This window comes from Marinicrinis sediminis (genome assembly GCF_042685085.1).
Taxonomy (GTDB): domain Bacteria; phylum Bacillota; class Bacilli; order Paenibacillales; family KCTC-33676; genus Marinicrinis; species Marinicrinis sediminis.
Genome location: NZ_JBHUMM010000007.1, coordinates 211,817 through 225,595 on the forward strand (window position 1 = coordinate 211,817; position 13,779 = coordinate 225,595).

Here is a 13,779-nt window from a genome sequence, read left to right on the forward strand (position 1 = left end):
TCACTCCTTTATTAGGCATAACGATTACGATACAGTAAATATATAAAAAATGGAGCACCGATTCCGGATACAAAAACTCCAGCAGGCAAATCTAGCGGAAGAAATGCGGTTCTCGCCACCGTATCCGCCAGGACGACGATTAGACCCCCAAGCAATGCAGATACAGGGAGCAGACTCGCAAACGATCGTCCTACCAACTTTCTAGCGATATGTGGCGCGATCAATCCTACGAATCCAATGCCTCCTGCAAACGCTACCGCTGATCCTGCCAGTGCTACACTAATAAAAAGCAATACAAATCGATTCACTTGCACTTTAGAACCTAGACTGAGCGCCAAGTCATCTCCAAGTTCCTGCACATTTACTTTGCGAGATAACAGGAGGGATAGCGGGACGAATACAATGACCCATGGCAACATCGCATAGACATCGTTCCAATTGGCCCCATATACGCTTCCTGTTAACCATATATAGGCCTCACTCGTGGAGTAAGTGGGACTTAGCACAATCATCATAGTCACAAGCCCTCCAGCAGCGGATTGAACCCCAATTCCGATAAGGACAAGCCTGATTGGAGAAATACCATTTTTCCATGACAAGGAATAGATGATGACAAAGACGATCCCTGCTCCTGCTATCGCGGCCACGGGTATCCACTTTAAGCTTATATCTGAAAAAAACGTCATACAACTAACCGCAGCAACTGAAGCTCCTCCCGTGATCCCGATAATATCTGGAGAAGCCAGTGGATTGCGGACAACTCCTTGCAAGATTAATCCTGAAATAGCCAGTGATGTCCCAACAAGAAAGGCAAGCACAATTCTAGGCAGTCTGAGTGTATCGAGAATAAAGGTATATTCTCCATTTCCCAAACCAATCAAATGCTTGAGGACATCCAGGGGATTTATCCACGTACTTCCAGCGGATAGACTGATCATAATCAGGACACCCGTGCAACATAACAAGGCTAGGAACATTTTTATCGCGAAATGATCCAGCAAAATCGATACGGTATCCGTCCGATTACGCAGGATCGTATATTTTTTCATTTTTGATTAACCCCCCTGCGTGCGAGATAAATAAAAAAGGGTGCGCCGATCATAGCAGTCATAACCCCAATTGGCATTTCTTCAGGCATAATGATAAACCTTGCTCCTATATCAGCCAGTAGTAACAAGCTTGCACCACAAATTGCACTATAGGGGAGGATCCAGCGATAATCGGTTCCTACCATAGAACGAACGATGTGAGGGACAATAAGTCCCACAAAGCCAATCGAACCGCCCACAGCCACAGAGCCTCCAGCTAATATAACAATGGAAATCGACATCCCTATTTTTACTGAGATGACTTTTTGGCCAAGTCCTTTCGCGATGTCTTCACCAGAAGTCAGTATATTAATCGAACGCGCAAGAAAAAAAGACAGTACGCCGGCTCCCAGCATCAATGGCCAGATTGGCTGAAGCATCTCGATACTTCTGCCAGAGACTGAGCCTCCTATCCAAAATAGTACGCCCTCTAGGCTCTGCTCATTTAGCACTAATAAACCTTGTGTAAAAGAGCTGAATAATGCGGTCAATGCCGTCCCCGCTAATATGATTTTGATAGGAGACAATCTCTCTCTTCCCAACGATCCCAGCGTAAAGACCATAACCGCCGCGATTGCCGCTCCCAGAAAAGCAAACCACATTAATTGAATCAAGGAATGAAAGGAGAAAAAAACGGTCGCAAACACAACAAAAAATAACGCACCTGCGTTAATTCCAAAGATACTTGGCGATGCAATCGGATTCCTCGTTAATGCCTGCATCAGCGCCCCTGCCACTGCAAGGCTCGCACCAATCGTTACGGCTATAACAGCTCTGGAAAGACGGCTGGTCATCATGATGATATGTTCGGTGGAATTGTCATCATAATGGAAAATGGCCTCCAAGACGGTCGCAGGAGAGGTCGTCGTCTGACCAAAAGCCATGCTGCTCCAAAAAGCGAGGAACAAGAAGCCCATTCCTAACCAAATGCCGACAATTTTATGAGATGTTCGGATGAAGATAGGATTCATATGTATCACTCTTTTCCATCAACTTGCATGCTATGTAATCCCTAGATGCTAAAAATAGGGGGATGACTCCCCCTATGCACTTTCTACTCTTATTTTAATTCGTAATGTTCATAGATTTGATCGAGCATCTGATTTGCAGAGATATATCCTCCGCCCATATTCCATGCTACCTCATCTACGATCGTGACCTGATCATTCTGAACCGCATTCAAGTTCTTCCAAAGTGGATGATTGGTCCACTCTTTATAAGTTTGCTCAATCATGGCTGCATCCGGACTATGACCGTCCGCGTTGAAAATAAAGAATACATCTGCATCCATCGAAGGAATACTTTCTTTATCCGTTAATTTCAATACGACATTGCCATCATCCGCTGCCTTTTGTTGCACTTCAGAACGGACAAAGCCTAGTTCACTCAGGATATCTCCGGCAAAACCAGTTACATAAATCCGCGCATGATCCGTTCTGAAATTGAGGACGGATACTTCTAACGGCCAATTCTCACCAAGCTTGGTTGCGATTTTTGTTTTAAAATCTTCTGTCCGCTCATTCCAGTTAGACAGCAATTCATCTGCCTTTTCCTTCTGATTGGTTGCTTGTCCAATTAACTGTACCGTATCTTTGAATTTATATACCGTTTCATGCGTCACGGTAGGTGCGATCTGTGAGAGCTGTTCATACACTTTTTCATGACGCAGCTTGGAAGCAATAATCAAATCCGGATTCAGTTTGGATATCTCCTCCAGGTTTGGTTGTGTTTCCAAGCCAACGATAGGAACATCTTTTAGTTCATCACGCAAGTATTCATACATCGGCTGCTGTGTCCAGGACTCCACCACTCCCACTGGAATTACCCCTAAGGCTACGGCTACATCTGTCGCCCCCTGGTAAAGGGTTACTACTCTCACTAGTGTTCCTTCCACGGTTGTTTCACCCATGGCGTGCTGGATAACGCGCACATCCTTGTTATCACTCGTATTATTGGCAGCTGTATCATTGCTGGAACCTTCGTTATTCGTTTGATTAGTATGATTTGCAGCATGATTGGAATGGTTATTCTCCCCTGCTCCCCCACATCCTGCGATCATGACAAGCACCACCATCATCATACTCACGATCATTAACGTTTTCTTCATCTTCGTGGTTTTCCTCCCTATATATGTAATGTAATGTTATCTGTCTCTGTGAGACTTATCATTGTCGAAAATGATTATCATTACCTATGAAATGATAATCATTTTCAACTGAATTGTCAATCATATATTTGTTTTGTCACAATAAAGACACCCTTTCGGGTGTCTTTAGGTTATGGAACTGACCCTCGTCTGTATCATCGAGAGACCACCTGCCATAGTGCAGGCGCGAACAAAGATGCTACTCTAAAGTGGTTCCTTTCTTTCATGATGCGTACAGCACACAAGTAATCATCGCTAAACGCCCAGACATACCTTGCAATATCCGCTAGTATTCACGTTCTAGCGCACGTAGGACAAGTTCCAACCGTTGAGTATGGTGTTCATTTGTTTTTATACCTCTTATCTATTCGCAGCTGACCTGCTTAACGATTCACATCTTTTATAGTAACGTTAGGGCGGCTGGTATGTTTTAATTTAGCGTTAAGCAAATATATCGAAAATATTTTTTTAATCTGAAGATCAAATATCAAGCTATAGATGATCCTATTTCAATTTTTGTGATTCTAATGATCTATATACAACAATATTAAAAGGTGGTATTATTTTCATGTGATTGTAACTGGGATATATACCCTATTATAATTATTTATTAAAAAAATATAAAAGAAAGGATGCGTGCTTTTCTTCGTCCATAGAAATCAACTCTTAAAATACCCTTTTTAAAAGAGCATCTTTCTAAAAAATCATCTGTAAAAAGTCAGATAGTTGAAGCATTTTTGTTCTAAAAAAGTAGGTAGATTTATAACTTCTATAGGTGGTGAGTGAAGTGTTTTCAAGAAAGAACGTATTATTTACCGTTGTATTGATTCTGTTATGTAGTTCATCTTATTTAATTATTAATCAAACTAAATCACACGCAGCTACTACAGTAGGAATTACTTTATCGTATGCTTATGAATCAATTCCATCTTCTTCAGTTAATGGTTGGAATATTGTAGATTCTAATGCTCAAGTTTTATATAAAGTAACGGTCAAAGCAACAGTGTCTGGTGGCGGTTATGGTATCATCGGTAAATATCTAACATTCAGCAACCCTAATACATCTAGTATTAAAAAAATTGGCACTGAATCTTCTATCAATACTAGTTATGCTACATATGCTACTTACGAAGTTCGCGGAGTGCAGACTTTTTCTGTAACAGCTTCAATTAACGATGGGACATATATCGGTTCTGGAACAAACAACATTACCAATGTACTAACAGCAAATTATCAATCTACCTTTTATTGCACATGTTATAACACGCCAGATGAAAAAGATTTCTCAGGAAATCGAACTGCAACTGCAACTGGTATTACAGGAAAGTACAAACAATCCTTTTTAGATGCAGTAAAATTAAATGGATCTGGTTGGTCTCAGGACAGCACTTGGATTCGCTATAATGCCTCGACCAGCAATTACTCTTTTACAGCACCTACTACTGCTTCTGGAACAACACCAGTAAAAAATAAAACGATTGCGGTAGACAGATACTACATTCCAAGATGGGCACCAAGTGGAACATGGCAAAGAGGAACTGTTGATATAAGTGGCGTTGGAAAACGACTTGCAGAAGACGCAGGTGGTGCCATAAATCAATACGATATCGATATTTATATGGGTGTAGGGAATGCATGGAAAACAGATCCGATCTGTAATAATAGTAATCGTTCTGTCACCTATCTTGGCAACAACAAATGGTAATGGAGGTTTGTTGATATGGTAAATTTCAAATCAAAAACATTATTATATTGGATAATAATTTGCTTCATATTAGCTACTTGTTCTGCGGTTACCGTCAGTGCAATAAGTACTGATAATCTATCATTTTTCGAAATGAATTCAACAGAAGTTAATCAAAATTCTGGCACATCTAATCCATCTATCATTAATAATCAAATTCATTTTCAAAGTAAAAAATTAACCTCCTCCAAACAGGAGAAGCTTCTTCCCGTTACTTCACCAGATGGAAATATGGTGGCGTTTGCTTATAACTTATTTGCTAGTTCAAATCAAGATCCAAAAATCGGATTTGTAGATATTAAATCAGGAGAAACAATAGACATTCCAATTATTGATCATTTAGCAACGAGCTGGTTAAAAGTCGGATGGTTTGATAATAAAAGATTTGGTGTAGTTGGACAAATCAATCCTAGCCTTGAAGTTATAGAGATAGTAAACATTGAAAGCAAAAAAATTGAAAATACTTATTACGGTTTAGGGTTTACTTGGGATGACAAACATAACCGATTACTTTTCAATGTTCCACAACCTCACTTTGGTGAAGGAGAAAAAGGGAAAAATAAGATTGTAGATGACTTGGGTAACATTTATTATGAATCCCCAATAGATGTAGTCATTTATGGAGGTCCAAACATTGATAAAACAGGTCAAAACATCGCTTTTTTTGAAGGTAATATGACTACCAATGATATCTTTCTTGTAACAGCTACCAAATCGAATAATAAGGGATCAGTTAGCAATATAAAGAAATCAATATGGGAACATGACATAGGTAAAATTGAGTGGAAAGATCATAAATCAATTAAAATAAATGGTCGATATAGTATTCTTGAATATGACTTAAATCAACAAGCTCTACTAACAAGAACGGACACCCCTGAAAAAATAGAATTAGATTTAAAGTTCCAAGAAAAAAATAATTGAGCATTAAGTCATCAGAGAGATATGAATTGTTGATTTTCATTCATATCTCTCCTTCTATGGTTCTATGACTGATGACCTTTCGAAACCTAACTGTTTTCAAGTGAATAATATAATTCATATAGGTGGTGAATATTTATGTCAGGAAAGGTGTATTTGATAATAACGTTACTAATGATTATCCTTGTTGGTTGCGGTCAGGAAATGAATAACGATCCAGGTCAAGAGGAAAGGATACCTAATGACATTCAACAAGGAAATTTGTCTACTGTTGAAGAAATTAGTTCTCAGAAGGAATATTTAAATCTTTCTACATTACAGGTACAATGGTATGCAGACGAAGATCCTGAGCAGTTAGACATTAGCTATCGACTAAGTGATATACTTCAATTGAAAATAAAAACAACTAATGAAGAATGGGATTTGGATCTCCCTGAACTTGCTTACCCCGAGGATGTTCAAGTGATTCAATTGGAAGAAGGACAATCTGCTTTATCAATAAAACTAAATTACTATGAGCCAGAAGCAACTATTCAAAACCCCGTCGATGAACGATGGGCTTACTTGATTTTGAGATCGCAAAACAATCGTTTTATGACATTACTAAATACGATGACGGACCAATCTCATACTGAAAACAATTTTAAAATTAGTTTCACCTCACCAGATCATTTCAATATTTTAGATCACAGCACCAATTTCACTGTTGATTTTAAATCTGATCTCTATTCTGAAAATCCCAATCTATCTTTGTTCAAGCCTTCGAACTGGTTTACTCAAGTGAATCTTACAACTTCACAGACAGGAAATGCTGAAATTAGTTGTACAAAAATGATTCCTGGCCTTAATAAGGAAAGTCCACTAGGGTTCTTTAAATATAATTACATTTGGATAAATGATGCATTTGTGTTAACAAAAGAGTCATTTTTCACTTCGCCTGGTGTGTTTATGGAAAATCCGACAATCGTAAAAGAGACTTCTTACGAATAATCCTACGAATAGGGATGCCATCCTCACATTTTTACAAAGCAATGGCTCCGACCATATGGTTGAGGTGCATTTCTGGGGTCTGTCAAGTGACATTCATGGTGATGAGATAAAGCATCTATAGAAGAGCGTCATCTGTCGGTAAGATGCTCTTCCCTTGGTCACCTTCCGTAATTGGCGATGATAGCTTTCGATGATATTGGTGGTGTAGATCAGCTTTCGGATCTCGGATGGATACTTGAAGAAGGTGGCAAGCTCCTCACAGTTGTTGCACCAGGAGCGAATGATGAGGGAATGCTTGCTTCCCCAGGTTTCTTCAAACAGATCCAGTTCCATCAAAGCCATTTCCTCTGTCGCGGCTTTATAAATGGGCTTTAGATCTGCTTCACCTTTTTCAAATCCTTGTAGGAGACATAACGGGTGGAATTGCGAATCTGGTGAATGATGCACTTACGCCTCGGTTCTTCAAATCATTCAGTACGCTCAGCCACAACTTTGCAGATTCATTTTCGCCAATCCACATGCCCAGTACGTCCTTGATCCCATCGAGATCAATCCCGATGACCATGTAAGCTGCTTTGTTGATGATCGCGCCATCTTGCTTCACTTTAAAGTGAATGGCATCTAAATAGACCACCGCATAGATGCCCTGGAGTGGTCGGTTCTGCCATTCTTTCACTAGGGGCAGAATTTTGTTCTTGACGTTGGAAATGAAGGTGGGAGAGACTTCTACACCGTACAATTGCTGCAAATGATCCTGAATCTCGCGGTTGTTGACTCCTTCTTTGGCATATAGGGCAACGATTTGATCTTCGATTCCGGTATGTCTTTGTAAAAACTTACATCGATTACTATTAAAGATTCCACTCTTATACCCAGTATTTACTACTAAGCATTCGGCTCCAAATCAGATAAGTTGCGAAATGGCTCAGTGGTCTAATTGTAATAATGATATTGGAGATCTACCATCGCTCAATCCGCCCAGGTATTCTCTGAGACATCGCTTACTCTATACTTAACCCCGCGTCGTTCACCCCATAGTCGATGCAGTTTCTGTGACCATATTGCCAAATCCTTATACGGCATTGCTGTTACGCATATCTTATCGAACTTATGTCTAAAATGGTTCCCTGCCTTCATGATTCGTACAGCACCCAAGTAATCATCACTTAGAGCCCAGACGGATCTTGCTATATCCGCAAGTATTAGCGCACCTGCACACATCGGGCAAGGTTCAACTGTTGAGTACAATGTGCATTTGTTTTTGTACTTCTTGTCCATAAGTAATTGCCCAGCTTGTCTGATGACATCTATTTCAAAAATCCTTCTTCCACTAAATTGCCCAATAGCTTAGCAAGATTCACTTCATGTTACGGCCAGGTTGGTTGCTCGCCCCGTCTCTGACAGGTTCTTTCGTTGATACGCTTTACGCACAGACTTTGCCATACGCAAGTATCCAAGCTATACGGGGACTTGATTCCTCCGGCGATCGAACTTTCACCTGCTAGAAGATGCGTGCCTCTAGGCACGCATCCTATAAAAAGACGCCATACCATCAAGTCTAATGGGAAAGTTCCTTCCTCATCGACGTGAACGGTATGGCGTTTTTTTGTTTTGTGCTACTGAAGGTCTAGTACCCTTTTCGATAATCCAAGGCATTTTTCATTGCATGCTCTTCGCCGTTTAGATAACGCTCTAAATTCATCACAAACAAGTTTACAAGACGCTCCCTGTTTTTCATCGTGTTTCCGCCTGAATTATGAGGTGTGAGTATGACATTCGATAGTAACCATAAAGAATGTTCTGCAGGGAGCGGTTCCTCCTCAAAAACATCCAGGCCAGCGCCTGCTATCCGACCTTCTTTAAGAGCTTTGACCAAATCTTCCGTCTTCACAGTAGAGCCTCGTCCAACATTAATAAAATATGCGCTTTTCTTCATTTGACTAAATTTCTCGAAGTCAAACAGATAGTGCGTTTCTTCTGTCAATGGCAGAATATTAATGACGAAGTCACTTTCTTTAAGCGCATTATTTAGCGAACTCGTTGGATAAGTTAGATCTGCTTCTGGAATAGGTTCTCCGGAACGTCGAACTGCAATGACTTGCATTCCGAATGCACGACATAATCGAGCAGCCTCTTTCCCTATTTCACCTGTCCCAATGATTGATACTGTGCAGCCGTTCATTTCGGCCAATGTTACTGGACTCTCCCATTTTGCGCATTCCTGATTATGCAGTGCTGACACAATCCCTCTGGAAAAACCCAGCATCATCGCTAATATAGTTTCTGAAACGGATTTGGCATGGACTCCACTCGCATCGGTTACATGTATATTCCGTTCCTCAAGGAGCGAAAGAGGCAAGTATTCGATACCTGAAGACCAGCTTTGCAGCCATTTCAGCTTGGAGGGTTTGCAAAGCGTCTCGGTTTCTATTCGTGTATCCCAGCCGAAAATGATCTCTGCCTCCAAAAAAAGTCTATCCTCTATGCTTGAAGCAGTGCCGAAATGAATCTCAAGATTCGGCGCTTGTTTCCTTATCCGCTCTTTTTGTGAATCTGTCATATCTAAAAGACAAATCATCTTTCTCATATATATGTCCCTCTTTTCTGGTCATTTCATCATTCAATCCGTCTTGTAATCTGAGAGCTTGCATTCCTGACCTTCAAGCCACCTATCTATTGGTTCCTGTATGCCGATAATACTCTCCGATCAGCTACATACAAGTCCTGTTGTAAACGCTAACACTAGTTTACATGATACGCCACATTCAATCTTTATATCAACCTTACTATGTGGTACGTGCTTAAATATATTGTTTGAAAGCATTTTATTATGGCGATACATCAGATCCTGTGAGGATGCAATCTCAGTACATTCAGATCGTTTGACAATCCTGAAGTTTCAGCCTCCACAATGTATTTAACTGGTGAGAATGTCTATTTGCGTCAGCGCTAGCAGCATTCGCATTGCACCGTAATTTTGATTATATTCATGTTCACTGATAATTGCTTTTATGTTGACCAGAAGTCATTACTGTCTCTCCTGCATGGGTGAGGACCTTTGGCTACACCTTGACTAAAAAAAACGAGGGGCGTTTGGGGTATTCTGGGGTGAAATTTTATCTCAATATGTGCTTCCGTGTTTCAGGATGTACCACATGCGGGAACATGTGGTAGTTATTTTGGTCCTGTATTAGTTGGATAAAACCCTTGATGTATAAGGATTTTATCCAACGCATATTGTTCTATTTGTTTGAGTTTTATTGGTTGTTGATGATGTTCGTCAACAGAATCAAACAGTTGTTTTGAACCAAAGTAACAAATCAAATAATGAATACACCATTGCTTGTACAGTAAATGAGGTTGGCTGATATGCTGGATTAAGGTATGGATTATGAGCTCCGTTATCACTTGACACTTTATATACGCATTCAGAAAACACTTTAATTACTCCAGAATAATATTCAGTTTGGGTAGGTTGATGATTATTTCTCCGGTGTTTGTTTCCACCTAAATGTTTGTGAGCATCCCAAAATTTCACGTCATTATTTGGCTTGAAACAACTGTCAGGAACTATACTTTTATCTAATTTATTTATTGTCTGGAGAATTGATTCTTGAACTCTACGGATTGTTACTAAATTACTTTTTATTTGGGATAAATCATCACTATGCATATTTTTTATTAAGTTTACTAATTCATTCTCTATCGATATATCGACATGACCTCTCTCAAAAATCTGAAATACATTAAAATACTTATTTTTTATTTTAATATTCTCAAGTTCAAGACCCTTTTGAGTAATATAATTAAATAATGCTTCGATATCTCCCGGTATTTTTTTATATAGCTTCTCCTGAGGAAACCACGTTTTCACAGTCGAGAATCCTTCTGCATCGGCTGTTAAAATTGCTCGTGGAAGTTCTTTATATTTTTCATCAAGTAATGACAAAGCTATCGTTAGAAAATCTTCACCTTCTATCGGCTGATTTGGCTCTTTCAAACACTTTATATCAAGAACAATAAGCGTTAGCTTTGATGCAATGGATGGTAATATTACTTCCATATCTCTAAAATTGGTTTTGTGTACTATATCAATATTATGGGGGCGGGCGGATCTCTTTAGTTCTTCTGCAAATCCTATTTTATCATCTACTAATAACACATAATTTTTAGAGGACATCTACAAGTTCTCCTTTAGGGGTAAAATAAAGTGAAGTTCCATTCCACTGTCTCTTTGATTAATTTCAAGCCTGCCTGAATGTGCACCTATTACTTTGTTTATATATGCCCCACCCAAGCCCTGTCCGTTGCTTTCTCTACCTTTTTTCAAAGGTGATATATAATCGTTTTTTGACAAATCAAATGGTCTTCCATTATTTGTGTAGATAATATTTAAAAAATCCCCGTTCTCAGTGACTTTAATTCTGATTGTATTCTTATTTTTTTTATTATTTTTCATATCAAATGCATGCATCTCTGCATTTCTAAATAGCTGGTTAAATAGCTCACGAAAAGACACTTCATGCATGTTCAAATATATATTTTTCAAACAATCGACTGATATTTGATACTTGTCTTTTATCTCTCTTCTATGAATATCCACTAGTTCATTCAAAAAATCGCATAAATTCACTATTTTAAAATCACTCTTTTTTAAATCTAATTTAATAATTTTATTGGTACGATCAATATATTCCTCGAGAGTCTTTGTATATACCTCTAATCTATCAAATATACCTCTTATACTATCTCGAACAAGGCTACTCTCACTAGCAATTAATAATTCTATATCAATATCTTTAGTATTCTGTATAGGGTTTTCTACAAATTCATCTAACATACCTTTAGAATATAAAAATTTTCTTAAAATACTTATATTACTATGAATATAAAAAATATATGGTAATGCATTATGAGAAAGAGTACTAATTATTTCTTTTTGAGCGTCTTGTGCTGTTCTCTCTAGCTCGTTTTCTTTTTCAATACTGAAATCTCGTAGACTCTCTATCTCTATTAGGGATAACTTTTGCTCCTTTATGTATTCCTCTTGGGACTTTAGGTCTGGAACGTTAATCACAATGTTTAAAAAATCATTTTTTTTAATTCTAGGGATGGTACCTGCTCTTAGTTTTGCTATTTGATTTAAAACTCTCGGACTATAAAGTTGATAGTATAAATACTCAATATTAATCAACCTTACTCTGGGTACTAGTGCCAATAGGTTTTGACCTATAATTATCTCTTTTGTAGGAGAATGTTCAGTATCATAAATAGTCGGCTTTAATTTTTCTCCAAGTAATGATATAATTATTGCTTGTTTGGATAAGACTTCCTTATTTATCAACATCCTTCTTCTTTCAATTTCATTTGTATTAATATATTTTTCTTTTATCGATTCGTTTAAGTCTCTAATTCTTACATAAGGTAATCCATGCTCATCTTCTTCTGTTTGTCTTATAAAAACATCACTTACTATCTCAAAAACATCCCTTAATTTCTTCCCTATTCCTTTTTTTAAAAGAACCTCATTTTCAATAAAAATACTGTCATATCTATTTACATTGAGACTAAAATTGTTTTCCTGTATTTCAATTAACGAAACAACTCTTGAAGTTCCCTCTACTTCATCGTATTTCTTTAATATTTCTGCAACTGTATCCAAACTTACATTTGACATATGTCTCTTACCATCAAAATCGGAATACCATAGGCCATTTATAAATAACACTTTGCCCGTTTTATAAGATTCTTTATTTTTTTTCAACACTAATAATGAGAATGATTTTTTTGAAAAAGAACTTACTTTCATCGGTATTGATACTACAGCTTCTATTAAATCATTCTCGATAATACGCCGTCTTATTTCCCTCTCATTTCCTTCACTTGCAAGAAGCCTATCATCAACAACAACAATTGCCCTACCATTTTGTTTCAAGCTCGATATAATATGCTGTATGAATGCATAATCAGACGATTTCCGTGGTGCTAAACCATATTGAAATCTGCCATATCTGTCATGAACATACTCACTGTAGTAGTTATCACTGCGCACTGAAAATGGAATACGGGTAATTATTTTATCGAATTGAGTTATTTGATTATCATGGATATTCCCAGGATGTAATAGTGTATCACCAAAAAAAATGTTTACATCATATTCTCCATGCATAATAAAATTCATTATGCAGATACTATGATTTTTACTGTCCTTTTCCTGTCCAAATATTGATATTCTTTTTGATTCCACAGAGTATTCCCTTGCATTTGTAATAATTTCGGTTAAAAAACCCCCAGTACCACAAAACGGGTCATAAACTCTCTCATTTTGTTTTACATCTAGTAAATTCACAAGTAATTTTTTTATTTCATCTGGGTAAGGCCTAACTCCTAAGGAATAGAAACGTAGTCTTTGAATTAAATATTCAAAAGCAACCCCCATATCATGATCAGAAATTTCATCTGATGAAAGTGATAGACTATCAAGGTAAGCGATTATCGCATAAATACTAGTCATGAAATTACAGTTTTCAAACTTAATTCCATGAAATAAATTATTATACTTACCTAGATATTCATCCAATTCAGAAAAAGTTTTATCTAATTCTGAAGCTACAATACGAGACTCTCTTAGGTGGGTAGCATTATTTCTAATATGTTTCCATAATCTTTGAATATGTGGTGTATTGTCAGCAACACGTTTTAAGAAAACTAAACTCAAGACATACAAATCAAGATCATAATTTCTTACAGAGATATCACTTCTAACGATATCAAGAATACGAGAGAGCCTATGTTTGAAGATCTCTATTTTATCATAATCATACATTACTTAACCTCCAATCTTTTATATATTTAGTAATAGAGGCTAGTTTGTAACATTTCGAAACAAA

At 37.7% G+C, this 13,779-nt stretch carries 10 protein-coding genes and 1 pseudogene; 3 read left to right on the top strand and 8 right to left on the bottom strand.

The window, feature by feature from the left end; genetic code table 11:
* Positions 1 to 11: 11 nt before the first annotated feature.
* The 3 genes from ACFSUC_RS04950 to ACFSUC_RS04960 all read right to left on the bottom strand — a co-directional run bounded on the left by ACFSUC_RS04950 (position 12) and on the right by ACFSUC_RS04960 (position 3,195).
* Entirely contained in the window at positions 12 to 1,049 is a 1,038-nt protein-coding gene (locus ACFSUC_RS04950) for a FecCD family ABC transporter permease (RefSeq protein WP_379928378.1), read from the bottom strand.
* Positions 1,046 to 2,059, bottom strand: coding sequence for a FecCD family ABC transporter permease (locus tag ACFSUC_RS04955; protein WP_379928379.1), 1,014 nt, complete (start codon positions 2,057 to 2,059; stop codon positions 1,046 to 1,048). The genes ACFSUC_RS04950 and ACFSUC_RS04955 overlap by 4 nt, the downstream gene beginning before the upstream one ends.
* 89 nt (positions 2,060 to 2,148) lie before the next feature.
* On the bottom strand, positions 2,149 to 3,195 hold the full coding sequence (locus ACFSUC_RS04960) for an ABC transporter substrate-binding protein (RefSeq protein ID WP_379928380.1): 1,047 nt from the start codon (positions 3,193 to 3,195) through the stop codon (positions 2,149 to 2,151).
* Between the two features lie 826 nt (positions 3,196 to 4,021).
* Here ACFSUC_RS04960 and ACFSUC_RS04965 point away from each other — a divergent pair.
* The 3 genes from ACFSUC_RS04965 to ACFSUC_RS04975 all read left to right on the top strand — a co-directional run bounded on the left by ACFSUC_RS04965 (position 4,022) and on the right by ACFSUC_RS04975 (position 6,889).
* Positions 4,022 to 4,939: a 3D domain-containing protein gene (locus ACFSUC_RS04965; protein ID WP_379928381.1), complete on the top strand. Its 918-nt coding sequence runs from the start codon at positions 4,022 to 4,024 to the stop codon at positions 4,937 to 4,939.
* A gap of 15 nt (positions 4,940 to 4,954) precedes the next feature.
* Positions 4,955 to 5,902: a hypothetical protein gene (locus tag ACFSUC_RS04970; RefSeq protein WP_379928382.1), complete on the top strand. Its 948-nt coding sequence runs from the start codon at positions 4,955 to 4,957 to the stop codon at positions 5,900 to 5,902.
* A 135-nt stretch (positions 5,903 to 6,037) separates the two neighbouring features.
* On the top strand, positions 6,038 to 6,889 hold the full coding sequence (locus tag ACFSUC_RS04975) for a hypothetical protein (RefSeq protein ID WP_379928383.1): 852 nt from the start codon (positions 6,038 to 6,040) through the stop codon (positions 6,887 to 6,889).
* 118 nt (positions 6,890 to 7,007) lie between these two features.
* Here ACFSUC_RS04975 and ACFSUC_RS04980 read toward each other — a convergent pair.
* The 5 genes and pseudogenes from ACFSUC_RS04980 to ACFSUC_RS05000 form a co-directional block, all read right to left on the bottom strand.
* A pseudogene (locus ACFSUC_RS04980) lies at positions 7,008 to 7,727 on the bottom strand (transposase); the annotation flags it as partial.
* Between the two features lie 131 nt (positions 7,728 to 7,858).
* On the bottom strand, positions 7,859 to 8,233 hold the full coding sequence (locus ACFSUC_RS04985) for a deaminase (RefSeq protein WP_379928465.1): 375 nt from the start codon (positions 8,231 to 8,233) through the stop codon (positions 7,859 to 7,861).
* Between the two features lie 283 nt (positions 8,234 to 8,516).
* Positions 8,517 to 9,476: a D-2-hydroxyacid dehydrogenase gene (locus ACFSUC_RS04990; RefSeq protein ID WP_379928384.1), complete on the bottom strand. Its 960-nt coding sequence runs from the start codon at positions 9,474 to 9,476 to the stop codon at positions 8,517 to 8,519.
* Between the two features lie 702 nt (positions 9,477 to 10,178).
* Positions 10,179 to 11,069, bottom strand: a complete 891-nt coding sequence (locus ACFSUC_RS04995; RefSeq protein ID WP_379928385.1) for a hypothetical protein — start codon at positions 11,067 to 11,069, stop codon at positions 10,179 to 10,181.
* Positions 11,070 to 13,715: an N-6 DNA methylase gene (locus ACFSUC_RS05000; RefSeq protein WP_379928386.1), complete on the bottom strand. Its 2,646-nt coding sequence runs from the start codon at positions 13,713 to 13,715 to the stop codon at positions 11,070 to 11,072.
* Between the last annotated feature and the right edge of the window lie 64 nt (positions 13,716 to 13,779).